We start from the raw sequence: 25,113 nt of genomic DNA on the forward strand, positions 1-25,113 counted from the left end.
ATATGCAAGTGAACAGGCTTATATGAAGGAATATAAGAGTGGTAAGCATACTTAGCAAAACACCAGAGTCTTGTTTTTCAACCAAAATAACACACTAATTACCGAAAAATCCACTTGTTATTTTAAGTAACATAAATCCTTGTTGAGTCAGCTACTTTTTAATATCATAAATAATCCTTCCTTGTTGGAACGCAAAAAGCATAGGAGTCCAGTGCTCTTATGCTTTTCGTTTATTACTCTACTCTTTTTTAACCGGTATAATTAGCTTTTGTCCTGTATTAACTTGATTGTTAATGAGGTTATTATAATCACTAATGATTTTCTCCCCTGATCTACTATTGTAGTAATTCATTGAAATTCGATATAGTGTTTCCCCAGTTGCAACAATATGTTCAATGTATTCCACATTTTCTTCCACTTTTTCCTTATTAATAACTTTTTCCTCTTCTGATTCAGCATCTTTATTCCCATCAGAAGCATCGTTGTTGGCTACTTCAGATTCTTTGGTGGCTCCCGTATCTGTGTTTATTGAAGTTTCAGTAGCTTTAGCGTTAGAATCTGTATTTTCTAGAGAGAGCGATTCCTCTTCCTCCACTGTTGAATCAGGTTTTGTCGGCTTTTTAGTTGAAATGCTTATTTGTTCATATGATTCCACTTTCCCACTAGTAGGAAGGAGGGATTTCAATATACTTGTATCTTCACTATTGTAATGAATGGCTAAAATTGAAATCGGGATGAGAATAAATGCTATCCCTAACAACCTAACAATTGGGAATTTAATTTTCCATTTTGTATTCTTTCGTTTCTCCGCATGAATTTCACTTCTTGATGGCAGAGTTTCTGACGTTGCCTTTTCGACCTTTTCTCTTAATGAATCTGCCTGATCATGATTATTCATCTTTTTGTTCATTCCCCTCATCTATCTCTATATCCCTACTTTTTACGAAATCAAGCCTTATCTTTAAAGCGAGTAATACATCAATGATAAAGTGAGCCCAAATGGTAACAAAAATATTTCCTGTGACTTCATAGATATAACCTAAAAGAAAGCTTAGGAGTATGACGGATACTAGCAATAGCCATTTGTGGAGATAACGAATATGTAAAAGAGCAAATACGAGGCTAGCCACCCATATTCCAAAGTGAGTTTGAACGACTCCCCTAAACAATAGCTCTTCCACAACCGCAATAAGCATTGCCAAAAAAACAATATGAGCTACACTTTTGGTTCGAAATAATCTTTCATTTATGCCACCGTCGTCCATAAAGTGTTTAGGTAAATACTTTAGTAATAGAAGATCCAATCCTACTACCGCAATACCAACCATCGTACCTACAAGAAATATATCTTTTACATCCCAAGACCATATCCTGTTAAAGTGCTCCATATCTTCAAAGAAAAACAAGCCAAGTCCTACTGCAATCGCTAAGAATATTAATTGGGAAAGGTATAAGTGAGTAGAAAGTTCTTTATCACTCATATTTTTTACTAATTCCGCTTGTTTATTTTTCATCATGAATATCCTGTACTAATATTTTTTCTAACAACCGCTCCCAAGATAAGGAATTGGCTTTATCGTCCTTCCTACTTCCATTTGAGGGCGACAGTACGTACTCTTCTAATGAAATACCGCAATTGTCACAGCAGTTTTCTACCAAGGACACTTTACTCTCTCCGAAATAACCAAGGATTGCTTTTCTCCTGCAAGCTTTTGACTGTGTCCATTCTTCAAATGACTGAAGTTTTGTCATTTTTGCTGCCGTTCTTTTTTCGATTTGGTTTATTACAAAAGAAACACCCGATTTTAAATTTATTTTGGAAATCGGACCATTATGCTCGATATAATAAGTTATCTGATAAGACAGGTAACGCCATTGCACCTCATTATTAGGAAAACGTAGAGCAAGATCGTTCCAGATCTCTTCTGTTAAGGTTGAGATGGTACCCCACTTTTCAACCATTTCATTCATCACTGCAGTGACCCAAACACTTTCAGGAAGTTCACCTTCTATTAATAAATGTGGGAGCATGCTATCCTCATCACTTTTAAGTAACACTGCGATACTTTTCTCTCCATCCCTGCCTGCTCTGCCTATTTCCTGAACATATGCTTCTAGTTGTGTTGGCTGATGATAATGGATAACAAAACGTACATTTGCCTTATTGATTCCCATTCCAAACGCACTAGTACAACATATAACATTTAATTGTCCGAGTAAGAACTGCTGCTGAATGAGTATCCTTTGATCTGCCGTTAACCCTGCATGATAAAAAGCGACTCCTTCAAGCCCTTGTTCTTCTAAGAATAATGCAATCTCCTCCGCTTTAACTCGGCTGGAGAAATACACCATTCCGGGTGAAGGAAATTGTGATAACAACTCTAAGAGTCGCATTCTTTTTTCTTGGTTATTCTTCAGCTTCTCTACCTTTAGTGCAATGTTTGGCCTGTCAATCGAATTGATATGTTCATTAGGTGAAGTTAAGAGTAGATAGTTCTTTATGTCCTCTATTACAGTTTTAGTCGCGGTAGCTGTAAGAGCTAGACATGGTGGAGATCCAAGCACCTTTTTAACTTTACCAAGCTTTAAATAGTCTGTTCGAAAATCATGTCCCCATTGGGAAACACAGTGTGCTTCATCAACCACAAAGAGTCCAACAGAGAGCTTTTGAAGCTTTATGATCCACCTCTTTACCTGTAGCATTTCGGGGGAGATGAAAATAAACTTATAAATGTTTAAATCTGATGATAACAGCTTTTCTTTTTCCTGATAGTTCAAAAAAGAATTAATGGCAACAACCCTTTTTTCGCCATTTGATTTCATCTGTTGAACTTGGTCTTCCATTAAGGACAGCAAGGGAGAAACAATCAGCACCGTTCCCTGTAGAAGATAGCCTGAAAGCTGATAACATAATGACTTGCCTCCGCCGGTTGGCAATAGCGCCAATACATCATTACCAAGAGCGACATCATGAATGATCTCCTTCTGGCCTGCTTTAAAAGATCGAAATCCAAATTTACTTTTTAATACTTGCTCGAGGTTCATGCCTATCACCCATCTTTGAAAGTACAAGTCTTATTTGAAAGTAGCTGATTTTTGCATCCCCCAAATAATCTTTGATTCGTTTAAGCTGATTTGTCTTTAATTCACTTACCGCATGCTGTATTAACTGCATATTCTCTTCATCTATATATGGACTAAGTGAAAAATCTTGCACATTCAAAGCTAACTCCACAATATGGTCCTCTATCGTACTTTCTTTTAGCTTTCTAATTGCTGCGATTTCTTGCAGCGTGTACCCTTGTTTAAGAAAATAAAGACTTTTTTGTGTTGTAGAAGTTATATTAGGACGATTTATTATATCGTTGCATAGTCTATTTATTATCGGAAATAACAAGGCTTCCGAAACCATCACCTGCAGAAAAAAGTGAAGCACAGATTGAAATTCAACTTTTACCCATGTTTCGTCAAGCCTTAACTTTTTGGATATTTGTCGAACTGTTAACCCTGCATGAAGATGACCAGATAATTGTGCCACAAAAATGTATGCTTGATGTTCCGGCACTTTCTTTAATATACGATAGGTCTCGTCATAAAGCAGTCCTGCAAATTGCTGCTTTGATATACCTTGATTAAGCACCATGTTTTTAACGGTGTGTTGTATCGATTCTTCATATTGAATTGGAAGGAAATCCGTTTTTTCTTTTTGAAGGTTAGACAGGGTTTGTATTAGCAAGGAATATCTTTTCCAAAATATTTCCGCCTTCCCTTTATATAACCACCCGTTCAAGTATTGCGAAAAAGGATATTCTTCCCTTCCTTTTGCTAGAACCTTCTCTCCTGTGGAAGTGATGCTATAGTAATTATTACTGTCTGCAATGATAAATTTTTCCTTTTCAAGCAGGATAATAATTTTTTCTAGCTGTGGTCGTGTAAGATCAGGGAGAATTCCAAAAAGAAAAGAAACCGAAAACAAATTTCCATCCTGTATTGTTTGGGATGACTTCTTTCCTTTAAACAAATGATAAATGGCAGAGATGGTTCTTTCACCTCGAAAAGCATGGATACAGTGTAAGCAAAGATATTCCAATGATTTCAACAATATTCAACACCTTTTTTCATCTATTTCTATTTTATCAAAACTTTGTTGAATTGTGACATGTTTATCCTTATAAAAGGTCGGGTAAATTAATGACATTCAGCCAAAACCCTTATGTGATAAGCATTCTCATTGACTTTTCTATTGAAAAGTTCGGAAAACAGATTTACAATATAGAATATGAGGAATACGTTTCCAGTAATTAAGCGGAAATGCTAATCTTATTGGAGAGTTACAAATTGGGAGGTTTATTTTCATGGCAAAATATACGATTGTTGACAAAGAAACTTGTATTGCATGTGGTGCATGTGGTGCAGCTGCTCCAGACATTTACGATTACGACGATGAAGGCATCGCATTCGTAACACTTGACGACAACCAAGGAATTGTTGAAATTCCAGAAGTGTTGGAAGATGACATGATGGATGCTTTTGAAGGATGTCCTACTGACTCTATCAAAGTAGCTGACGAGTCATTTGACGGAGATGCACTTAAATTCGAATAGAACTTAAAAAAGAGCCGCATACCGGAATGGATATGCGGCTCTTTTTTCAATGTTCTACTTGATATGCTCTACTCATGGGCTCAAGCGACTAACAAACTCGCTTTGTGCTCTTCGTTTAGCTTTCCAGTGTGTTCGTTCGTTACTTTATAAAGAATTACACTTCTGATTGTCATTTAAACGTTTTTCATATTCCACTGGCGATCTAGCCAGAAAGAAAGCTTTTTGTATAATAACAAAAACAAAAGTGTTACAATGAGTCCTTTTATAATATTAAAAGGTAATATTCCATATACAATAGATTTGATAACAACAGAAGTTGAACCTGAATCTATGTTTAAAAAGAAAGCAAAGGCAGGCAAGAATATATAATAATTTAAAATACTCATTATTACTGCCATCGAGATTGTGCCGGCAGCTAATCCAATTCCCAGTCCTTTTGTAGTTCGTATTTTCTTGAAAATATAGTACGTTGGAAGGATAAATAGCACTCCCGCAGTAAAGTTAGCAAGTTGCCCTACTGGTACTCCTGTCATACTTCCCTGTACCATATAATGAAGCAAATTTTTGATCGCTTCTACAGTAATTCCTGCTACAGGTCCAAAAAGAATGGCTGCAAGCAAGGCAGGCACATCACTAAAATCTACTGATAAATATGGCGGCAATAATGGCAATGGAAAGCTTAGCCACATTAACAGGTAGGAGATTCCACTCAACATACCTACTGTAACCATTTTCTTAATGCGTACTCTCTGATTCATTCGACTCTCTCCTTTTTCTTGGAGATCCACCTCGTACGAAAAGAGAAATTCAAAAAACTTATGACACATACAAAATCCCGTTACCAAAAGGAGAACGGGAAGGTATGAAGGCATAAGCAAACAAGCGTATAAAACTCTCGTTCTAAACGTTCTTTGAACCTCCATCTTCTCCCATCCAGACTATACTGTCGGCCATGGATTTTCACCATGTCCTGCCCATAAGAATCGCTTCTTAATTACGGCTCGCGGGCTTAGAGAGTTATTCCTCATCACCGCCGATCGGGAATTTCACCCTGCCCCGAAGATAGATCATATTATATGATTTACAATTTTATTATACTAGTAAAATGGCAAAAAGAAAAGCAAAATGAATCGTTATTCATTTCAACTTGTAGAAATAAGGGATTCGTCCTAACGTTCTTATTATAGGGAGTCGAAATGTCTTTTGTCTGCAGAATAAAACAGATTATTATTCATTTTTTAAGTCTTACCATTAAGATAGCGTTTTCATTCGTTCGACCTTTATATTAAGGATTGACATGTTCTTTTTAAGGTGGTAAATTATCAGAAATTTTATAATATTTGGGAGGGGTTATATGTTTCATGTACTTGTTGCAGACTCTATTAGTAACGATGGTCTGGCTCCATTATTGGAAGCAGAAAATATACGGATTTATCGAAAAGACCAGAATTCATCTTTTGCAACGGAAAAAATTGATGCTTTGTTAGTCCGGAGTGCCACACAGGTGAACTTCGATCTATTGAACGAGTTGCCAAACTTAAAGGTTATAGCAAGAGCGGGGGTTGGTGTGGACAATATAGATGTAGCTGCTGCAACTAAGAAGGGAATTGTTGTGATTAATGCGCCAGATGGCAACACTATCTCCACTGCGGAACATACATTTGCGATGATTGCGTCATTGGTCCGATACATCCCCCAAGCTAATTTAAATGTTAAAAATGCACAATGGGACCGTAAGAAATTTGTTGGAACCGAATTATTTGGAAAAACTCTAGGAATTGTGGGGTTTGGCCGAATAGGAAGTGAAATCGCCAAACGAGCCAAGGCATTTCAAATGAAGATAGCTGTCTACGACCCTTTTTTAACGGATGCTCGTGCACAGAAACTTGATGTGGCCTCTTTAAGTTTGGAGGAAGTAATGCAAAAAGCTGACATTATAACGGTTCACACTCCATTAACTAAAGAAACTCGAGGACTATTTAACGAATCCAATATGCAGCTATTAAAGCCAGGGGTATTCCTTGTAAACTGTGCTCGTGGAGGAATCATTGATGAGGATGCTCTCTTACATTATTTAAACACCGGACATGTGGCAGGTGCAGCACTAGATGTATTTGAGATTGAACCTCCTACTAAGACAGAACTAATTCAACATAAGAATGTAATTGCAACACCCCATCTTGGTGCATCCACAAAAGAAGCACAATACAATGTGGCATATCAGGTTTCTGAAGATGTGATGGCTTTTTTAAATGGCCAATCAGTGACAACAAGCATTAACTTACCTACCATCCCCAAAGAAATCTTAAATAAAATAAAACCTTTCTTTCAATTGGGTAAAACGGTTGGGTCCATGGTTTCCCAGTCTTCTAGTAGCCCTGTAGAGGAAATTACCGTTACCTATGCTGGCAAAATAACGGAGTGGGAAACTTCCATCATAACGAAAAGTGTCTTAGCAGGATTTTTACAACAAAGAGTAGATCAAACCGTAAATGAAGTAAATGCTAGCACAATCGCAAAAGACAGAGGAATTAATTACGGAGAGAAACATCAGAATGAGAGCTTTGGGTATTCCAATTTGCTACAGGTGCATGCAAAAGGAAAACGGGATGACATTCTGATACGTGCAACCTTTATGGAAGGCTATGGCGCTAGGATTGTCCATATGAACGGTTTTGACATTGACTATGCACCGAAAGGCAATCTATTGTATGTACAGCATCTTGATCGCCCTGGAGTAATAGGTCAACTAGGAAATATATTCGGTAAACACGAGACGAATATCGCGACGATGCATGTAGGTCGCATTCTCCAAGGCGGTAAAGCTATTATGATGCTTTCAGTAGATAAACCATTAGTTAAAGAACTGCTCGATGAAATTCTACTCATACCAGATATTTCATCCGCTCTTACCTTAGAACTCTAAATAGTTTTAACCTAGCTTCATTTCCTTTCTCTGACCTTTATCAAACACCATTAGCCGCTCATACCCTACTTCCTTAGCAAGGGTCAGTGCTTTATCATAATCGGCCCCTACATCTTCTGGAAGATGAGCGTCTGATGAGAGTACAATCGGCACGCCTTTTTGATAACACATCGTTAGTAATCGCTTGTCCGGATATAATTCCCCGACAGGCTTTCGTAGCCCTGCGGTACTAATTTCCACACATGTTTTCGAATTGGCAAGTGCGGTTGTGGCTCTTTCATATTGCTGTAATAGAAAATCTTTCTCTTTCGGCACATAATTGAAGATTTTCACCAAGTCCAAATGTCCCACAATATCAAACAAATTTGACTCCGCTAGTGTAACTACTTGGTCAAAATACTTCTCATACACCTCATAAGTATCCCTTCTATCCCACTCTTTGCGGTACTCTGCAAGATCAATACCAAAGTCACCAACCCAATGAATAGATCCTATTACATAGTCAAATGGATAGGACTGGATAAATTCTTTCATTTCCTTATGCTTGTTAGGTGTATAATCCATTTCAATCGAAAACTTTACATCATGGTCCTTTCTCCAGGCTTCTTTAAAAAGGTTATAATAATCTTCCATATCATAGTATCGACGTTCATCCACCCATGGATTGCTTAAGATATTCTTAGTCTGGTAAAAATGGTAGGCATGCTCTGAGATGCCTAATTCTTCAATCCCTTTTTCCTTCGCTACCTTGATGAACTCTTTCAGATAATCTAGCGTCAAGGTTCCCCGTTCTAAATGATTATGATAATCTGTCAGCATTTTCATCGCACTCCCTCTTTTTTGTCTATTATACTACTTGTGGTTTATAGAAAAAAAGCGCACATCACTGTACGCTTTTAATATTGATATGGTATTGGATTAGCTGACAATGGAACATCAATTGGTTCATTCAGTTGGATATTCCCAATCATTCCACCCTCTGAAGTTTTAAAAAGTACTTGCTCAAAACCGAATTCTTTAGCCGTCATCATGATGGCTTCAAGAGCAAAGATATTTTCTTCTGTATTTTCTAGTGAGCTTTCTTGAGAAAGAGAGATTATCACCACAGATGGTTCTACCTTGTCTGCAGTTATGCTTTCAACCACCATATTTTCAGGAATAGACGCTTCCACATCTTGAGACCCCTTGAAGTGCTCAGCACCTTTATACATCGACTCTAATGCTTCCTCAAAGGTTTGGTAATCTGTACGTGAAGGTACCAAAAATACAGGAGAATGTTCAAAAGCTTGATATTTATAATAGGCTCTTGCATTTTCCCTTTTCACTACTACCGGTTCATTATATAATAAATTACCTACCTGAACATTTTCTTTACTGCCATTAGTTGTAAATTCATAGGAAGAGTAATACGTTCGGAATGTTTCGTAAAGCTCATCACTCATCATAGTATTTTGCAAGGAACTCAGACCCGCAAAAGTTGTTCCCACTTCTAAGATGGCTTTGGGCTTTCCTGTATTGTCCTTACCTTCTGTCAGAGTAGCTCCTTCATTAATGAAAGGACTGATTACCCCAAGGTCAGAATAATTCAACTCATAACGTATCCTTTCCAAGGCAGCTATATAAGAATCTTCCTTATCCTTTGGTACTACAATAGATAGTGGAACCGTAAATGGTTCGGGATCAATGTCAGTCATATCAGCAGTAGCGCCAATTGTTATCACATATTCCGTATCTTCATTCACATTCGTCACAACGAAAGTAGAATTATTATCGAAAGCTACCAACTCATTTGTCTTAAAAGTTGTATCTTCTTCGGATGTGCCGTCACTTTCTTTATCTTCTGTTGCTTCAAAGGATTGAATTCCTGCCATTCCATCGCCACCACGAGAATCATCCCCGTCCATTTGTTCCATCTCTTCCCCACTCCTGTTCTCTACGGCCGAATCATTCATAGTGGAATCTTGGCTGGACATATTTTGAAAAAACAAAGGAGTAATCATGGCAAAAATCAGTACAGCCGCCGCTAATGCAAGTGCTGGCATAACTTTAAACTGTCGTGGTTTTTTATTTAAACGCATTTCTACTTCACGATAAATTTGTTTAGGGTCTCGATTATCTTTAATTATAGGCATTTGGCGTAAAACCTTTTCCAGTTGGTCTTCCTCTATACGCTGCTTACGACGCATTGCTGCTTCCCCCCTTCTCTTGGAGTTCTTCCATGTGAGCCTTTAAGACCTTTAAAGCTCTATGCTGGGTTGTTTTCACCTTACTTTCCGTCCATCCCAAAATTTGGGCAGTTTCTTGAATAGATAAGGCTTGTATGTACCGCAGGATAAGAACCAGTCGATGATCCACTTTACATTTATCCAAGCATTGGTACATCTGTTGCACCTGGTCATTTTGTACAGCTATCTCTTCAGGTAATGGAGCATTATCCTTTACCTGTTGTGTATTCCAGTCAAACGTTTCAAGCAGCTTACTTTTCCATCCTTTTTGTTTTCGGAATGAATCAATAGCAACATGTTTGGCAATGGAAAATAACCAAGTTTTCTCACTGCTCTTTCCTTCAAACCGATCATAAGAACGCAATACTTTTATATAAACTTCTTGAACGAGGTCTTCCGCTTGCTCTTTGTTTTTAACCATATAAAATAAAAATTGAAAGACATCATGATGATATTTTTCATAGAGCTCTTGAAAAACGGTATTCATCCTTTCCCTCCGTTCATTACATTAGTCGTATATTAAAATAAAAAGTTACATTACAAATATATGACAAAAATTACAATTTGGCTATATTCTTTTAGGAATTATGAGAGGATTAGTGAAAGGCTAGACTGATAAGTAGCTTATAAAAATTAAAAGAACCAGTACCGGTTCCATTTTATTATAAGCGAGAGGATTAGAACATCATAGACTATTTTTTGTATTAACCTCCTTTAAAAACATTTATCTCTAGGATCTAGACTCTTTGCGTAATACATTTATTAACTCTCAAAGTAATACTTAAAAACATACAAAAAAAGCACAGCTATCAGGCTTCCTATAATTTTTTGGGCCATGTTAAAACGCCGCTGTTGATTTCCGCAAAAGGCTACGCGTTCCACGGGGCGGTGCTGGAGCCTCCTCGGCTGCGCCTGCGGGGTCTTCAGCTACCGCTATCTCCCGTTGGAGTCTCCGCCTATTGCTCCAATCTACGCTTGTGAAGTACTTTTATCAACCTTCATCCTTAACAGAGACATCCATGCTAAATTAAAATTCGCACCATGGCGCATGAAAATATAGGTTACTTTCATGATAGCCTTTTATTATTTAACTAGCTAATTAATCCAAAATCACCTGAAATTCTCCCTAACGTTTAAGATTAGAAGAAGATAAAAGACATATTTTTATGTAGTAATTAGTTCTAAAATAACAAAAAACGCTTGAAAAACTCCAAGCGTTTTGTACTTTTTCTTATGGTTTCTTCTTCAACAACCGCACCCTTTAGTGCAATAACACTTATTTTGTATTTGCACCGTTTTGTTTTAGTGTTTTATCAAAGTATTTCTTCATATCTTTATTGACAAAAGAATATATTTTGTCTCTATTAGAAACATAAAATATACCTTCATGATAATGGACTACTACTCTTCTATTCTTCATCTCAAATGACACACCTGCTAATGCACGAGGAAGTTCATTTTCAAGTATTATATCTTCGTTAGAAATTGAATTGAACCATTGAACAAGTTGTTTCGCTTCGGTTTCCGTTTTGTCTAAACTAAAATCAAGATGTTCAATTGAAACTCCTCCACCAATTTCAACGTTATAATATTCTTGAAATACCCCAACCTCTTCAATTTTTTTAAATGGAACAGGTTGGTGTGCTATTTGATTATTTTTTATGTTGAAAGGTATAATGGCACCGATAAAAACTAAACTTAACGCGACTAAAATTTTTTTCATGCAAGCCCCCTACATATTTCTAACGATTTAGAAAATGAAATTTTTCAATTTTTTTGAAGTTTTGTGCTATTGGTCTTACATTGATAAAAAATGATATGCCGAAACTGAACGCATTCTCTTGTTAAGCATTTGCACCTGTTAGTTCCACAAGAGGATTAAATACCAGTGTTAAGTTTTTTTCTATTTTTAAGATATGAATTTATAATAATAATCCACCAAACTACAATATAAAGTTTCACTAATAATACAACTAATGCCCACGGTTGTAGTAGTAACAATTGGTAATACCAATGTTCCATTTCTGTTCTGCTACCTCTCCCTAAAGATGATACTATTGCTAAAATATGATGTGATGGGATAATCACTATCATAAATATAGATAATAAAATCCACTTTCGATAAACAATACTAATTATTGCACTAACAAAGGTTATTCCAAGAATTAAGTAAAATATTACAAAAAACCAAACTGGGTCATTTGCAGTCGCCATTACATCATCTCCCCATTTCTTTAAGATTTAAGAAGGTGTTCCATAAACCTGCTCCGTTAGTTCAACAGTGGCAGCGACAGCATGTACAACTTTCGCCCCGTTAGTGAGGATTTTTTCTGCAATTACTTCTCTAATTTTCATGCCTGCCCTGATGTTTTTATTATTCATAAGAATAACTTTTACCATCTGGTATATTTTCAAATCATTAATGGTTATCTCTTTATCGTTGTTATCCGTAATTACTGTATCCTTTGTTACTTCGACAGAGCATAAGTAACCGATGGCATCAGTATTTCCTTTCTTATCTCTATTAACAGCATTCGAATAATCCACTAGTACATTATTTTGATTAATTTCAGAAACAGTACCTTCGAACAAACTACCTTGACTACTACAACTCACTAATAATAGTAATGTTAAAAGAAGTATCATTAAGTGCATGTAGGAGGATCTGTAAACTCGTTTCAGCTCAACATGACGGCTTTCATTCCGAGTTTCAATTAATCAGTTGTAATAGCTTAATAGCAATTCTCCTATTTCGTGTTTTGGCACTTATAAGGAAACGTCTCGCACAGTACAAGCTTTAACAAAGTAATAAAGCTACTATTACATTAACATAAATATCCAGTACACCTATAACATTTTTCAGAAAAATAAAAAAAGCAGAGGAAACACAAATTCCCCTGCTAATTGCAATGTTATTTTTTTTAAATATATTTGTTTTTAGCGTACTAGTTGTGCTGCTACTTGGGGTTTTGCACCTCAAAACCGAACCCGTTAAGCTATCCAGGCTTCCCTTGATTTTGGCTCTTATAAAGTTGTATGTTGATAATAATGCTATTCTAGCGATGATTGGAGCAAAAGGCGGAGACTCCAACGGGGAGATAGCGGTAGGCTGGAGACCCCACAGGCGCAGTCGAGGAGGCTCCAGCACCGCCCCGTCGAACGCGTAGCCTTTTGCGGAAATCAACAGCGGCGTTTAAACAGAGCCTTAAATTTAAATCTATTATTCTTGAAGCATATAACCTGCTCTTTCTTTCAGTAACCTTGACAACACTGGAAATAATATTATAAAAAACACCATATTGCCAATTGCATGATTTATGTCAAAAGGTAGTCCAGCTAGGTAATATGGCCAGAACAGCTTTCCGATCACTAAACGTTCTAGCGACATGATGAACCCAAATATTAAACCACAAATTCCAGCATAGATGCCCAGAATAATGACTGGAGTTTTTTTAAACCATTTCCCGATTACTCCACTCAAAATCCCGATAATGGACCATGCAATAATTTGAGAAATCGTCCAGGTTCCACTTCCTAAAACCATGTTTGTTGCCACGGTACTCCCGGCCGCAAGGATTAATCCTGTAATGGGACCCATCCAAAAAGAACAGATTATTATAATCGCTGTTACCGGTTGAACATTAGGTATTGACGCGAAGGCGAGTCGTCCCACCACACACAATGCAATCAACACCCCGAGTAAGGCAATTTTTTTGGTAGACATGACTTATTCCCACTTAGAATAATCGAAATGAACCACATCATCTTCTTCAAGAATATAATCTGCAGCACCTACCATAATTTCTTCTTCATTTACTGTATACGTCCAGAATAGGGAGTTTTCCGTGTCGGAATCTAAACCGTCAATTCCAACAATGAAAGCTCCACTTTCATCTAAAGTAAGATCATAATTACGTTCCATCACATCCATCAGTGATTCTCCCTCTTCAAATTCTATACTTTCTTCACTGATTATTTCTTCCCCATCTTTGGTAAGCTTTACTGAAGCTTCTAATTGTTGTTCTTCTGATTGTGGTGCTTCCGCATTGGAATTATTATTAGTATTATTGTTTGTTGTCTCACCAGCTGCACAACCTGCTAATGCTAAAGTAAGAGTGGTCAATAGTGTGATTAGAAATTTTTTCATGTCTTTTTCCCCTTATGTATGAATTGGTAAAACTGGTACTGCAAAAATTTTGGTCTTAATCCCTCCAGACTCCTCTAAGAATATCCCCTGTTGTAAAGTTAACTTTTTTTGGAAGCAAATAAAAAACCCCATCCTAGGATGAGGTATAAACGGCATTAATAAAAGCACAAAAAGCTAAATAGCCGTTTCTCTCACTCAACCCCCGAAGCATTGAAACTGGTTTAGTACTTGGCAGGTCTACTGACTTATGCTTCCTCCTACTTTGAGCCTTCCCATATAGCTGCCTATTAAGCCAATCCATACAGTGGTAATCTCATTTCGTCCACATTTACAGTTGCGGGGACAGTTTTGGCATTTCACCAAATTCCCTTTTAAGTCACCGTGGTGACACCAACTACTTAATTATATTCAGTTAACTAGTTATCATCTTACACAATTAAAGCAAGCATGACAAGAAATTGTTTCATAGTAAACAAGATTTTTCGCTAAGGTAAAACATATTACTGGCTGATTCGTGGAATAAACAATGAAAATGTCGTTCCTTCGTTTATTTTAGAATGAACAGATATATTCCCGTGGTGTGTTTCGACAATATTCTTTACTATTGCCAATCCTAACCCAGTTCCTGCTCTTCCACGAGTTCGGGCTTTATCTGCCTTATAGAATCTCTCAAAAACGAACGGCAAATCCTCCTCGGGGATACCATGCCCAGAATCTTGAACATCCATTTTTAAACCAAGTTCTGTAAGGCGGACATATATAATAATCTCCCCACCATTTCCAGTATGGCGCAGTGCATTGTCTACAAGGTTGGTTAGAACCTGCTCCATCTTGTCTACATCCAATTTGAACATTCCCTGTCCTGTCATTTTATAGCTTAATAGAACATTTTTCTCCTTGGCCAAGCCTTGGAATTTTCGAATTATCTTCTCTATAAAAACCGGAATGTCGGCATTTTCATAGTTTAATGAAATATGTCCAGCTTCCATTCTTGCGAGATCTAAAAGATCATTGACAAGCCTTCCCATTCTTAGTGATTCATCATAGATGACAGAAGCCAATTCTTTTTTCTCTTCAGGAGTTTCCGCTATATCGTCAACGATTGCCTCACTGTATCCTTGAAGCATCGAGATTGGCGTGCGGAGCTCGTGTGATACATTTGCGATAAAGTCTTTACGAAGCTTATCCAACCTACGCTCTTCTGTCATATCACGAATTACCGCAACCGCTCCTCTTATATGAGTTTGGCTATAAAGCGGACTCATCACGATAACCCATGTTCGTCCTTGATAGGTTAATTCGATTGCTTGTTCCTTTTCTACCGAAACTGCCCGCTGAAACATTTCTCTTACTTCCCCAGGAATATTTTCATCTTTTGTATTTCCTTCCTGGTAATACCATGCTTGTAAAAAGCGTTCAGCCGGTGGATTGGAAACGAGAATCGTCCCATCTCTATTAAGAGTGATTACGCCGTCAGCCATGCTGCTTAAGATATTTGCTAAATGTTCTTTCTCTTGGTTTAACGCATTTATATTAAACTTTAGTTGCCGCCCCATTTGATTAAAAGCAATCGCAAGCTCACCAATTTCATCGTGGGTGACCATTGGCAGCTTCGTATCAAATTTCCCTCGTGCAACCTCAAAAGCAGCTTCCCGCATTTTCCTTAGTGGTGCAGTGATTCTTGTAGAAAGAAAGAATGCAAAAATCGTTGTTAAGAAAATCGCAAATCCGGCAGCTAATAGAATAAGTTTGGTTGTTTGCTTTGTGGTTTCTTTAATTGCAAGCAAGGATTGATAGATAAATACTGCTCCGTCCATATCTTCTTCAATATGAAGCGGAATGCCCACCACCATTATCTCTCCTTGCATTGCATCATCTACGACATTATCCTGGAGATATGTTTTTTTCGTCACAATCGGCTGATCTTCAAACACTAGAGATAGCTGGGGATCCTCAAGAAAAAAAGAGGCTGGCAGATGGCTTAAGTTTTCGCTTGGTGAGTGAGAATAATCGTCTTTATTAGAGAAAATAACGACACGAGTCGATTCGTCCATAAGCTCCCAGGCAATGGATTTGAATTGTTCATTGTCTGTATGCTGTTCTAAAATGAGGGCAATTCTATTTGCATCCTTTGTTAGTTCTTTTTCTGCCTCTTTCACATGATAATTCTCAAAAAACTCCAACAAAAGAATAGTTAGAACAAAGAGAACAAAGGAAACTAAAAGTAAAATGGTAAGCCAAAGCTTACCAACGACACTTTTCCAGATCATGATTCACTGCCAACCTCAAACTTATATCCGACACCCCATACAGTTACAATCATTTTTGATGCAGCCTCAGATACTTTATTAAGCTTTTCTCGAAGTCGTTTAACATGGGTATCTACCGTTCTTAAGTCACCAAAAAATTCATATTGCCATACTTCCTTCAGCAATTGCTCTCGATCAAATACTTTGTCAGGTGATTTCGCAAGGAAGTACAATAACTCATATTCCTTTGGAGTTAAATTAACCTCTTTCCCATCACATGTTACACGATGTGCATCATTATCTATTGTAAGATGCGGAAATACCACAACATCCTTTGTGGTAGTTTCTGTTGTTAAAAAAGTGGTAGAAGAGGACCGTCTAAGTAATGCTTTCACTCTCAGCACCACTTCTCTAGGACTGAAAGGTTTCACTATGTAATCATCTGTTCCTACCTCAAAGCCTTGAACACGATTAATTTCTTCTCCTTTTGCTGTAAGCATAATGATAGGAGTAGCTTTTTTCTCCCTAATTTCCTTACATACCTCCATACCATCCATTCCTGGCATCATAATGTCTAATAATATAACATCATAATTATTTTCTAATGCCATCTCTAAAGCAAGTGATCCATTATCCGCTTCTTCAATGGTATAGTTTTCTCTTTCTAGATACATCCTCAGCAATCTTCTAATTCGATCTTCATCATCGACAATAAGTATTTTCATCTCTTTTTCCAATGATACCCCTCCTGCACATGTGGTGTTTCAAGAAAAGCCTTCACATGTTTGTGAAGGCTCCATATTTCTTTTGTTACATAGCATACGAGTGTAAGCCAGCTATAATCAGGTTAACTCCTATTAAGTTAAATAAAATTATAGCAAATCCAATTAAAGTAAGCCAAGCCGAGTTTTCACCGTGCCAGCCTTTGGAAAGACGTAAATGTAAATATGCTGCATAAAATAACCACGTAATTAATGCCCACACTTCTTTTGGATCCCAAGCCCAAAACCTTGTCCAAGCTATCTGAGCCCATATCGCTGCAAAAATTAATCCTCCCAGTGTAAAAACAGGAAAACCAATTGTTACTGCACGATATCCTATTTCATCCACTAACTCTAAATTAACATTCTTTACGACAGGCTTCAATGCTTGACCAATCGGCTTTCGTAAAATAAGACGGAAAAGGCCGTATAGCAAGAGACCTGCAAAAAGTGACCATAATACCGTATTTAGCTTTAATGTGTTTACATAAGAAGGTAAGTTAACAAGTGCATCCATTCTATCTGCTGTTACCAGTTCCCCTTGATTGGGACCAACTAGCGCTGGAAGATGGTATTCGACATTAGCTTGTGCGCCATTTTTATTTACATAGTCGAACTCTGCTTGATATCCCGTTGCTCCAAAGCCGATGGATAAAAAGATGTAACCAAGAAAACTAATTAAAACGTACAATGTCAGCTCCAACCAAAATGGTTTTTGACTTTTTTTACTGTAGTCTATTACTTTCACCAAATAAATTAAGCCCGCTGCAAAACTAATAGATAAGATGGCAATACCTAATGCAACCGTTGATACATGGATAGCCAGCCAATGACTTTGAAGAGCTGGAATTAATGGTGCAATATCTCTTGGAAACATACTTGCATAAGCGATTAACAGTAATGCGATTGGTAAGGTAAATACACCAAGCGTACTAGTTTTATAGATAAAATAAATAAAAATAAATGCTAATACGAGCATCATTCCGAAGAAAGTTGTAAATTCAAATAAATTACTCAGAGGGGCATGTCCCCCTGCTATCCAACGAGTTATAAAATATCCTAGTTGTGCGAGAAATCCTAATATAGTAATAGAAATCCCTATTTTTGCAGCCTTACTGCTGCTCTTCGCACGAATAGCTCCTCCGAAAAAGGCGGTGCCTATTAGATAAAGGATAAATGCAGCATATAGTAAATTCCCACTAAGCTGTGCCATGTATGATCCTCCTATTTCTCCACTTTCCCTGTATTAATTCCTTTATCTTCCTCTACTTGGTCGACAGGAATGTCAATGGAAGTGTCTTGAAGTGCTTTGTTAATGTCGTTCTTTAGTCCAAACCAATTTTTATTAGTATGCCCTGCTACCCATATTTCATTACCTTTTAATTGTACCCAAACGCGGCGGTGGTTCCAATACATTCCCTGAATAACACCTATCATAAATATTGCTCCACCAAGCCCTAGCAACCATAAAGTATGGTCTTTCCTTACAGTCAGACCTGATACGTTCCTGGTTTCAATACCAGCAAAGGTCATCTTGTAGTCGTTCGTTCCATTTGGTTCAATATTTTGCTGAATAGCAACTAAACTAATTTCTCCACTTGGTGTCTGGGGAGTAATCATACGGAAAACAAATGCTGGGTTATCCGGGATACGTGATTTAGTGTTAGGTTCACCGTTGTCCAAAATAAAGTCAGGAAAATAAGATACCAATTCCACAGAGTTACCGTTCCCTAAATCATATTTCTTTTCCGGACTTATTAAATCTACTTTAATTGTTCCAAGGCTTTCCTCCGTTTCCTTGTTCTCTAGATCAAAGGACATCGCCTTGAATTCATTTAACTTGTAATCCACTTGATACATTGCATAGGAATCATGTTTCAAAGGCTGGTTGACTTTTATAGCATGCTCCTTTATCTCTTCTAGTTCAGGCTCTGCACCAGGGATAATTTCCCCTTTTCTTTCATAAAGGACTGCATTCGTTTGAAAATTGCTCGCAATCGCTCCTTCTCCAGCTCGTGAAATGGCAGACTGAAATACTTCATCAGAAGATTCACTATTATATGTCTCAAAAATAAAACCTTCATTTTTAATATAATATTGCCCATTTGTACCTTCAACTGGCCTAGTTTCCCCTTCTCGAACCCACACTACCTCATCTACATACATCCCAGGGAAAAATCGCAACATCGCTCCAATCAGGAAGATAATCAGTCCAATATGATTTACATACGGTCCCCAGCGCGAGAAACGATACTTCTCTGCGAGGATATTGCCGTTTTCTTCCCGAATAGTATAATGTCTCTTGGCAAGTCCATCTTTAATGTTAGATAGCTCCAATTTAGTGTCTTTGTCCTGGATACTCGTCTTCCCAAAAACACGTTGACGTTTCATAAAGCTTTCATGCCTTGTTACTTTTTGAGTCTTTAAAGATTTATAGAGTGGGATAAAACGGTCTAAACTGGCGATTACCAATGAAATCCCCAAGCCTGCAATCAGCAGCATATACCACCATGATCCATACAAATCATGGAACCCTAGTTGATAATACATTTTACCAGCAAACCCATATTCATTTTCATAATATGTATTCGCAGGCAAATTTTGTGGAATAAACCCTTCCTGGGGGAAGATTGTCCCAAATGAGGAAGCGGACAATAATAGCACGATAATCCATACTCCTACCTTTACTGATGAAAAGAAATTCCAGACTTTGTCCACGATGGTTTTGTTATAAGTTTGAGAGCGTCTTGCGCTACCTTCATACCGCATATCAAGAAGTTTTTCTTCAGCCTTATCGTTTTCAGTGGGCTTTCCACAAGCTTCACATAAAATGGTGCCTTCCGGATTAAGATGCCCACATTCACAAGTAATTTCCTTCATACATAAAACTCCCTATTGTTTAGGTCTGATCAATTCCATATATTCCTTCACTTTTGCTTCTGTTAATTGGCCTGAATCTTTTTTTAGTATTTTCCCATTTTCATCAATTAGAATGGTCGTAGGCAGAGGTACAATTCCGTAAGCCTGGCGAACTTGGTCATTTTTATCAAGTAAAATAGGAAAAGATAAATTATATCGGTCCGCGAAACGTTGAACTGCCACATTCGTCTCCTGTATATTTACGGCAAGTATTTCAACACCCTGCTCTTTGAATACCCTGTATTGGTTTTCCATATAGGGCATTTCCCGTTCACATGGCTTACACCATGTTCCCCAGAAATTCAAAAAAACACCTTGTCCCTTTAAATCAGATAACATAACTTCATTACCCTGGAGATCTGTTAACACAAAATTAGGTGCCTGATCTCCCACACTAACTAATTCCTTTGTTGTAAAAAAATTCGTATAAAGTGTGTACCCGATAGCGGATAACAGGAGAAGAAGAATTACCGAACGCATCACCAAACGGTTCTTTTTACTCATACTTTATAACTCTCCTATACCTAGTAATCTCATCCTTGCTATTATAACATTTACCTCTTTTACCTTAGAGGAAGAATATGAATCTTATGTGACAATAAATAAAGCGGGAGGAGTTTACCTTACTTCGTACATCATTAGACATGAACAACATCATTAGCTCTTGATTTCCGTAAAAGACTACGCGTTCCACGTGGCGGTGTTGGAGTGTCCGCCTTTTTCTCCAGTCATCGCTGGAATCACCGTTTTATCAACACGCAACCTTAACAAGTGTAGACTTAAAAAGAAAAGCGGAAGCGGCAACTTCCCCACCTCCGCGTATATACGTCTTTTATTTCCCTTGCGGTTTTGTTGCCATCACTCTTAGCTGTTTTACCTCATGCGGTGTCAGCTCTCTTGCTTCCCCGGCAACTAGTCCTTGTAAAGTTAAAAAACCATATCTTTCACGTTTAAGCTTCATTACTGGATGACCAATAGCTTCAAACATTCTGCGTACTTGGCGATTTCTACCTTCGTGAATTGTTACTTCAAAAATAGCGGTTTGTTTCGTTTTTTCCATCGAAATCATTTTGATTTTGGCGGGAGCAGTTTTTCCGTCCTCCAGCTTAATCCCTCGTTCCAAGCTACGAATTGCTTCTCTCGTAGGAATTCCTTTTACTTTAGCAATATACACTTTGTCCACCTGAGATGTCGGGTGCATGATGCTGTTGGCAAATTCCCCGTCGTTCGTCATAATCATAAGACCAGACGTATCATAATCTAAACGGCCAACAGGATAAATCCGCTCTTTTATAAGAGGAAAGAAGTCTGTCACAACTTTTCTTCCTTTATCATCACTAACACTTGAAATGACACCTCTTGGTTTATAAAGTACAAAATAAACAGGTTCTTCTCTTTCCACCGGTACACCTTGGACTTCTATTTTATCTTGAGGTGTAACCTTAACCCCAAGCTCTTTTATAACCTTACCATTTACTCTTACTTTACCTTCTTGAATTAACTCTTCTGCTTTTCTTCTGGATGCAATACCTGCATGTGCTATCACTTTTTGTAACCGTTCCATATCTTTCACCTCATTCAACATCTTACCTGACTTTTAAATGAAAAGCCAAGAAATCTACCTTCTATCATACCCAATCTATACAAACTCTAATTATACAGCTACCATTTTATAAAAAGAAAGAAAAATCTCAGATAGTAGTTTAGATCTATAATTTTCAATTATTTATAGTACTAAATTTAATGCTTTTACATTATTCCGCTAATTGTTGGGAACTGGTAATATAAATTTATAAGCAGGGCAACTTTCATCTTAATCGGCATTCCAAATATTAAACATGAAAGGGAGAATAACATGTCCTCTGAAAAGTTCAAGCACATGCTGATGGTACTTGAAACGTATAAAAAATCAGAAATCACCCATACCATTTGTACCCACCCACTTCATACATTTAAAGTATGCTATCATCCTGAGACTAATGGTTATCAAATAGTCAATGAGGATACAAACCAAGCAAAACTATACGATAATGTTGACTCAGCTGCTATTGCTCTAGAAGAGGCTATTTTGAGCAAATGAAAAACTTCCACAGAAAAATGAGCAAAGAGAAGTTTCTCCTTGCTCATTTTTCTGTTCTTCATCTTACATTCCAAAGAACAAAGTTACCACCAGAATAGATACGATGATTCCTACTAAATCTGCTAGCAAACCTACTTTTAAGGCATCTCCCATCTTCTTAATCCCCACGGCCCCAAAGTAAACAGTAAGAACATACAAGGTCGTGTCAGTACTCCCTTGAAGAACAGATGCAAGACGCCCCATAAATGAATCCGGTCCATAGGTGGCGATCATATCAGATGTCATTCCAAGTGCTGCCGTTCCTGAAATTGGCCGAATGATGGCTAAAGGGACGATCTCGGCTGGCACTCCTATTGCTTGTAAACCTGGTCTTAAAAAGTCGACAAGGAAATCTAAGGCACCCGAAGCTCGGAAGATAGAAATTGCCACAAGCATTCCTACTAAAAAAGGGATAATGGAAATAGCAATTTTGATACCTTCCCTTCCACCTTCAACAAAAGACTCATAGGTTGGTATCTTTTTGAATGTACCATAAAGAAGGATAAAGCCAATAATCATGGGAATTAGCCACAGTGAAATCATGGAAATGAATTGCATATTCTACCTCCTTCTACCCATTCTCCGGTAGTAGAAAAATCGGTCAATTAAAATGGCTGCAATGGTGGAACATCCTGTAGCCACTAATGTTGGTCCAACTATTTCCGTTGGTGCGGCTGATTCATAATTCATTCTGATGGCTATAACAGTAGTAGGAATGATTGTGATGCTCGCTGTATTAATTGCTAGGAACGTCACCATGGAACGGCTGGCTTCCACTTTTCCCCCATTAAGCTCACGCAGTTGCTCCATTGCTTTTATTCCCATCGGCGTAGCAGCATTTCCAAGACCGAACATATTGGCTATCATATTGGAGAGCATGTACCCCATAGCAGGGTGGTCAGACGGTACTTCTGGGAAGATTCGCTTTACAAACGGCTTAAACAAAACCGCCAACTTTTCTAAGAGCCCTGCGTCTTGGGCAATTCTCATCAATCCGAGCCAAAAAACTAATATGCTGATAAAGCCAATACAGATGGTGACCGCCTCTTTTGCCCCTAAAAAGATAGCCTCATTCACCTTATCCATCGTGCCATTAATCATTGCAAATATAATACCAATGACGGTCATGGCCACCCAGATAATATTAATCATGACAAGTTGCCTCCAAAGATATAAAAGATATTCCGGAAGAAGGACCAAAAACCTCCAGACTCTTCTTTCTCTTTCTCAAAGTAAATCGGAGTTTCCATAACTGCTTCATTGTTAAGAATAAGAGTATAGCTCCCTACCACTTCAGGAACCTCATTGACAGAACGTTCCCATTCTTTTTTAGGGGTTTCTAAGGTGATATTTATTCGGATATTTTCCCGCTCTTTTAGTGTCAGGGGATAATGAATATCCCTTTTAATGTAGACTTTATTTTTATAAAAAGAATGATCAATGGCTTTAAGCTTTCCTTTATCTGCAAGATTATATAGCTTGTAATCAACAAACGCCTTATTGAACATATATATATGATCCTTCCAATCATCTGGCCCATTTAATGTAACCACGATCGTATCAAGACCATCCTTGGAGGCTGTCGTTATAAGCGTCCTTTTAGCCCTTTTGGTATAACCAGTTTTTCCACCTGTAGCATAAGAATACATTCCTGTTACAAGACGGTGCTTATTGGTCCAGCTTCTATCCCAGGATTCTCCAGGAGCTGCCGGAGCACGGTAAACTTTCGTTCCGGCAATCTCTTTAAACTTCTCATTCTCCATTGCATAGCGTGTTAATAGTGCCATATCGTATGCGGTGGAATAATGATTCTCATGGTCATCAAGTCCATGGGGATTGGCGAACTCTGTATTAATCATGCCAAGCTCTGCAGCTTTTTGATTCATCAAATAAACAAATCCTTCAAAACTTCCACCAACATGCTCTGCTATGGCTACAGCAGAATCATTTCCAGACCGGAGCATTAACCCATACACAAGGTGTTCCAATTTAATTTTTTCGCCTCGCTTTAAATATAGAGAGGAACCCTCGGTACCAAATGCCCTGTCGCTTATGGTGACGATATCCCCCATTTTCCCGGATTCAATGGCGAGAATAGCAGTCATGACCTTCGTTATACTCGCAATTCGTTCCTTGTCATGGGCATTTTTTTCATAAATAATTCTACCGCTCTCTTGTTCTATTAAAACAGCATTTCTCGCACTGACTCCTACCTGCTCCGCTTCAGCATTCCATGGAAATAGTATACTTAGCACCAGCAGCATAATCGATGCGATGATGAACATAATTCTGGCTCGCAACATCTAATCCCCATCCCTTATCTATGTTTGTACAAGTTTATGCACGACCTGTCCTAATATGAACATATTTATTTAAGAGGCAGGTTAAAGCATTTTTTAGTTATTGGTTTAAGGGAGACACTTAGAGGCAGGGAGCATTTTGTACAAGGAACTTAAAAAAGGCTACTTGAACACCGCTATTCCTCTCCACGAAAGGCTTCGCGTCAGCGGGGTGCTTGGGAAGCCTCCCGCAGGAGTCTCCGCCATTCGTTCCGATTCACAGCTAGGGTATTTGGAATCGGATGTTGCTCAGTTGAAACAGAAATTCATAGGTAGGTAAAGGAATAGCTTGCTATTTAAGGAATCTTCATAAGAAGACTTGCACTTGTACAAGGAACTTTTAAAGGTCTATTTGAACACGCTGTTCCTCTCCACGAAAGGCTTTGCGTCCGCGGGGTGCTTGGGAAACCTCCTCGGCTAAGCGCCTGCGGGGTCTTCTCAAAGCACTACCTCCCGCAGGAGTCTCCGCCTTTCGTTCCGTTTCACAGCTGGGTTAACAAGAATCAGATGGTATACACATGAAACGGAAATCCTATAGTAGTCAAGGAATAACTTGTCTAATCACAGGAACCTTCATATGAAACCATCCAATCATAAATAATGTAAGAANTCACAGCTGGGTTAACAAGAATCAGATGGTATACACATGAAACGGAAATCCTATAGTAGTCAAGGAATAACTTGTCTAATCACAGGAACCTTCATATGAAACCATCCAATCATAAATAATGTAAGAAGGTAATCACATATAAAGTGCTCTTCCCTGTGGATTGGAGTGGCAGGTGGTCGACTCCTGCGGGCGATAGCGGTAGACGGGAGACCCC

The 25,113-nt window shown here is 38.0% G+C and carries 25 protein-coding genes and 2 riboswitches; of the genes, 3 read left to right on the plus strand and 22 right to left on the minus strand.

Going from position 1 to position 25,113, the window contains the following annotated elements; genetic code table 11:
* Positions 1–238: 238 nt before the first annotated feature.
* Genes K9B36_RS16340 through K9B36_RS16355 form a run of 4 tightly spaced genes read right to left on the minus strand, consistent with a single transcriptional unit; the run spans position 239 to position 4,099 of the window.
* Entirely contained in the window at positions 239–898 is a 660-nt protein-coding gene (locus K9B36_RS16340; protein WP_223703502.1) for a LysM peptidoglycan-binding domain-containing protein, read from the minus strand.
* Positions 891–1,514 carry a CPBP family intramembrane glutamic endopeptidase gene (locus K9B36_RS16345; protein ID WP_223703504.1) on the minus strand — a complete coding sequence of 208 codons (624 nt, stop codon included), beginning with the start codon at positions 1,512–1,514 and terminating at the stop codon, positions 891–893. Before K9B36_RS16345 ends, K9B36_RS16340 begins: the two co-directional genes overlap by 8 nt.
* Positions 1,504–3,045: a RecQ family ATP-dependent DNA helicase gene (locus tag K9B36_RS16350; protein WP_223703505.1), complete on the minus strand. Its 1,542-nt coding sequence runs from the start codon at positions 3,043–3,045 to the stop codon at positions 1,504–1,506. Before K9B36_RS16350 ends, K9B36_RS16345 begins: the two co-directional genes overlap by 11 nt.
* Entirely contained in the window at positions 3,017–4,099 is a 1,083-nt protein-coding gene (locus K9B36_RS16355; RefSeq protein WP_223703506.1) for a helix-turn-helix domain-containing protein, read from the minus strand. Before K9B36_RS16355 ends, K9B36_RS16350 begins: the two co-directional genes overlap by 29 nt.
* A 256-nt stretch (positions 4,100–4,355) precedes the next feature.
* On the opposite strand from K9B36_RS16355, the gene K9B36_RS16360 reads away from it, so the two are divergent.
* Complete coding sequence (locus tag K9B36_RS16360) at positions 4,356–4,604, plus strand: ferredoxin (protein ID WP_223703507.1); 249 nt, start codon at positions 4,356–4,358, stop codon at positions 4,602–4,604.
* Between the two features lie 173 nt (positions 4,605–4,777).
* On the opposite strand, the gene K9B36_RS16365 is transcribed toward K9B36_RS16360, so the two are convergent.
* Complete coding sequence (locus tag K9B36_RS16365; protein WP_223703508.1) at positions 4,778–5,362, minus strand: ECF transporter S component; 585 nt, start codon at positions 5,360–5,362, stop codon at positions 4,778–4,780.
* Between the two features lie 159 nt (positions 5,363–5,521).
* A riboswitch (FMN riboswitch) is annotated at positions 5,522–5,672 on the minus strand.
* 286 nt (positions 5,673–5,958) lie between these two features.
* Between K9B36_RS16365 and serA the strand changes: the two genes are divergently transcribed.
* Positions 5,959–7,530 (plus strand): phosphoglycerate dehydrogenase, encoded by a 1,572-nt coding sequence (gene serA, locus K9B36_RS16370; RefSeq protein ID WP_223703509.1) that lies wholly within the window; start codon positions 5,959–5,961, stop codon positions 7,528–7,530.
* 6 nt (positions 7,531–7,536) lie between these two features.
* Here the strand turns inward: serA and K9B36_RS16375 are convergent, their stop codons facing one another.
* From K9B36_RS16375 to K9B36_RS16440, 14 genes are all read right to left on the minus strand, one after another.
* The gene (locus K9B36_RS16375) at positions 7,537–8,349 is read right to left on the minus strand and encodes a histidinol-phosphatase (RefSeq protein WP_223703530.1); all 813 of its coding nucleotides are present in this window, start codon (positions 8,347–8,349) and stop codon (positions 7,537–7,539) included.
* Between the two features lie 77 nt (positions 8,350–8,426).
* A complete protein-coding gene (locus K9B36_RS16380; RefSeq protein ID WP_223703510.1) occupies positions 8,427–9,716 on the minus strand; it encodes a GerMN domain-containing protein in 1,290 nt (429 codons plus the stop codon).
* The gene (gene sigX, locus K9B36_RS16385) at positions 9,706–10,242 is read right to left on the minus strand and encodes an RNA polymerase sigma factor SigX (protein ID WP_223703511.1); all 537 of its coding nucleotides are present in this window, start codon (positions 10,240–10,242) and stop codon (positions 9,706–9,708) included. Before sigX ends, K9B36_RS16380 begins: the two co-directional genes overlap by 11 nt.
* 789 nt (positions 10,243–11,031) lie before the next feature.
* Positions 11,032–11,478, minus strand: a complete 447-nt coding sequence (locus tag K9B36_RS16390) for a hypothetical protein (protein WP_223703513.1) — start codon at positions 11,476–11,478, stop codon at positions 11,032–11,034.
* Between the two features lie 155 nt (positions 11,479–11,633).
* Positions 11,634–11,969 (minus strand): hypothetical protein, encoded by a 336-nt coding sequence (locus tag K9B36_RS16395; RefSeq protein WP_223703514.1) that lies wholly within the window; start codon positions 11,967–11,969, stop codon positions 11,634–11,636.
* Between the two features lie 27 nt (positions 11,970–11,996).
* Positions 11,997–12,347, minus strand: a complete 351-nt coding sequence (locus tag K9B36_RS16400) for a hypothetical protein (RefSeq protein ID WP_223703515.1) — start codon at positions 12,345–12,347, stop codon at positions 11,997–11,999.
* Between the two features lie 628 nt (positions 12,348–12,975).
* Positions 12,976–13,479: an ECF transporter S component gene (locus K9B36_RS16405; protein WP_223703516.1), complete on the minus strand. Its 504-nt coding sequence runs from the start codon at positions 13,477–13,479 to the stop codon at positions 12,976–12,978.
* A gap of 3 nt (positions 13,480–13,482) precedes the next feature.
* Positions 13,483–13,902, minus strand: coding sequence for a DUF4430 domain-containing protein (locus K9B36_RS16410; protein ID WP_223703517.1), 420 nt, complete (start codon positions 13,900–13,902; stop codon positions 13,483–13,485).
* A 213-nt stretch (positions 13,903–14,115) separates the two neighbouring features.
* A riboswitch (cobalamin riboswitch) is annotated at positions 14,116–14,312 on the minus strand.
* A gap of 90 nt (positions 14,313–14,402) precedes the next feature.
* A complete protein-coding gene (locus tag K9B36_RS16415) occupies positions 14,403–16,175 on the minus strand; it encodes an ATP-binding protein (RefSeq protein ID WP_223703531.1) in 1,773 nt (590 codons plus the stop codon).
* A complete protein-coding gene (locus K9B36_RS16420; RefSeq protein WP_263399410.1) occupies positions 16,169–16,888 on the minus strand; it encodes a response regulator transcription factor in 720 nt (239 codons plus the stop codon). The genes K9B36_RS16415 and K9B36_RS16420 overlap by 7 nt, the downstream gene beginning before the upstream one ends.
* 73 nt (positions 16,889–16,961) lie before the next feature.
* Positions 16,962–18,125: a c-type cytochrome biogenesis protein CcsB gene (ccsB, locus tag K9B36_RS16425; RefSeq protein WP_223703518.1), complete on the minus strand. Its 1,164-nt coding sequence runs from the start codon at positions 18,123–18,125 to the stop codon at positions 16,962–16,964.
* An 11-nt stretch (positions 18,126–18,136) separates the two neighbouring features.
* On the minus strand, positions 18,137–19,792 hold the full coding sequence (gene resB, locus K9B36_RS16430; protein ID WP_223703519.1) for a cytochrome c biogenesis protein ResB: 1,656 nt from the start codon (positions 19,790–19,792) through the stop codon (positions 18,137–18,139).
* A 12-nt stretch (positions 19,793–19,804) separates the two neighbouring features.
* On the minus strand, positions 19,805–20,335 hold the full coding sequence (gene resA / locus K9B36_RS16435) for a thiol-disulfide oxidoreductase ResA (protein ID WP_223703521.1): 531 nt from the start codon (positions 20,333–20,335) through the stop codon (positions 19,805–19,807).
* Between the two features lie 328 nt (positions 20,336–20,663).
* Positions 20,664–21,395: a pseudouridine synthase gene (locus K9B36_RS16440; RefSeq protein ID WP_223703523.1), complete on the minus strand. Its 732-nt coding sequence runs from the start codon at positions 21,393–21,395 to the stop codon at positions 20,664–20,666.
* A 291-nt stretch (positions 21,396–21,686) separates the two neighbouring features.
* On the opposite strand from K9B36_RS16440, the gene K9B36_RS16445 reads away from it, so the two are divergent.
* Positions 21,687–21,911 (plus strand): hypothetical protein, encoded by a 225-nt coding sequence (locus tag K9B36_RS16445; protein ID WP_223703524.1) that lies wholly within the window; start codon positions 21,687–21,689, stop codon positions 21,909–21,911.
* 63 nt (positions 21,912–21,974) lie between these two features.
* Here the strand turns inward: K9B36_RS16445 and K9B36_RS16450 are convergent, their stop codons facing one another.
* The 3 genes from K9B36_RS16450 to K9B36_RS16460 are packed head-to-tail and all read right to left on the minus strand — an operon-like array spanning position 21,975 to position 24,253.
* The gene (locus K9B36_RS16450; RefSeq protein WP_223703525.1) at positions 21,975–22,508 is read right to left on the minus strand and encodes a spore maturation protein; all 534 of its coding nucleotides are present in this window, start codon (positions 22,506–22,508) and stop codon (positions 21,975–21,977) included.
* Between the two features lie 3 nt (positions 22,509–22,511).
* Entirely contained in the window at positions 22,512–23,102 is a 591-nt protein-coding gene (locus tag K9B36_RS16455; RefSeq protein WP_223703526.1) for a nucleoside recognition domain-containing protein, read from the minus strand.
* Complete coding sequence (locus K9B36_RS16460) at positions 23,099–24,253, minus strand: D-alanyl-D-alanine carboxypeptidase family protein (protein ID WP_223703527.1); 1,155 nt, start codon at positions 24,251–24,253, stop codon at positions 23,099–23,101. Before K9B36_RS16460 ends, K9B36_RS16455 begins: the two co-directional genes overlap by 4 nt.
* Between the last annotated feature and the right edge of the window lie 860 nt (positions 24,254–25,113).

This window comes from Sutcliffiella deserti, from assembly GCF_020037475.1.
GTDB classification, from domain to species: Bacteria; Bacillota; Bacilli; order Bacillales; family Bacillaceae_I; genus Sutcliffiella_A; species Sutcliffiella_A deserti.

Bases quoted from the DNA above. Each gene is read 5' to 3' on its own strand.
- K9B36_RS16340 (WP_223703502.1), bottom strand. From the start codon at position 898: ATGAATAATCATGATCAGGCAGATTCATTAAGAGAAAAGGTCGAAAAG.
- K9B36_RS16345 (WP_223703504.1), bottom strand. From the start codon at position 1,514: ATGAAAAATAAACAAGCGGAATTAGTAAAAAATATGAGTGATAAAGAA.
- K9B36_RS16350 (WP_223703505.1), bottom strand. From the start codon at position 3,045: ATGAACCTCGAGCAAGTATTAAAAAGTAAATTTGGATTTCGATCTTTT.
- K9B36_RS16360 (WP_223703507.1), top strand. From the start codon at position 4,356: ATGGCAAAATATACGATTGTTGACAAAGAAACTTGTATTGCATGTGGT.
- K9B36_RS16365 (WP_223703508.1), bottom strand. From the start codon at position 5,362: ATGAATCAGAGAGTACGCATTAAGAAAATGGTTACAGTAGGTATGTTG.
- serA (WP_223703509.1), top strand. From the start codon at position 5,959: ATGTTTCATGTACTTGTTGCAGACTCTATTAGTAACGATGGTCTGGCT.
- K9B36_RS16375 (WP_223703530.1), bottom strand. From the start codon at position 8,349: ATGCTGACAGATTATCATAATCATTTAGAACGGGGAACCTTGACGCTA.
- K9B36_RS16380 (WP_223703510.1), bottom strand. From the start codon at position 9,716: ATGCGTCGTAAGCAGCGTATAGAGGAAGACCAACTGGAAAAGGTTTTA.
- sigX (WP_223703511.1), bottom strand. From the start codon at position 10,242: ATGAATACCGTTTTTCAAGAGCTCTATGAAAAATATCATCATGATGTC.
- K9B36_RS16390 (WP_223703513.1), bottom strand. From the start codon at position 11,478: ATGAAAAAAATTTTAGTCGCGTTAAGTTTAGTTTTTATCGGTGCCATT.
- K9B36_RS16395 (WP_223703514.1), bottom strand. From the start codon at position 11,969: ATGGCGACTGCAAATGACCCAGTTTGGTTTTTTGTAATATTTTACTTA.
- K9B36_RS16405 (WP_223703516.1), bottom strand. From the start codon at position 13,479: ATGTCTACCAAAAAAATTGCCTTACTCGGGGTGTTGATTGCATTGTGT.
- K9B36_RS16410 (WP_223703517.1), bottom strand. From the start codon at position 13,902: ATGAAAAAATTTCTAATCACACTATTGACCACTCTTACTTTAGCATTA.
- ccsB (WP_223703518.1), bottom strand. From the start codon at position 18,125: ATGGCACAGCTTAGTGGGAATTTACTATATGCTGCATTTATCCTTTAT.
- resB (WP_223703519.1), bottom strand. From the start codon at position 19,792: ATGAAGGAAATTACTTGTGAATGTGGGCATCTTAATCCGGAAGGCACC.
- resA (WP_223703521.1), bottom strand. From the start codon at position 20,335: ATGAGTAAAAAGAACCGTTTGGTGATGCGTTCGGTAATTCTTCTTCTC.
- K9B36_RS16440 (WP_223703523.1), bottom strand. From the start codon at position 21,395: ATGGAACGGTTACAAAAAGTGATAGCACATGCAGGTATTGCATCCAGA.
- K9B36_RS16445 (WP_223703524.1), top strand. From the start codon at position 21,687: ATGTCCTCTGAAAAGTTCAAGCACATGCTGATGGTACTTGAAACGTAT.
- K9B36_RS16450 (WP_223703525.1), bottom strand. From the start codon at position 22,508: ATGCAATTCATTTCCATGATTTCACTGTGGCTAATTCCCATGATTATT.
- K9B36_RS16455 (WP_223703526.1), bottom strand. From the start codon at position 23,102: ATGATTAATATTATCTGGGTGGCCATGACCGTCATTGGTATTATATTT.
- K9B36_RS16460 (WP_223703527.1), bottom strand. From the start codon at position 24,253: ATGTTGCGAGCCAGAATTATGTTCATCATCGCATCGATTATGCTGCTG.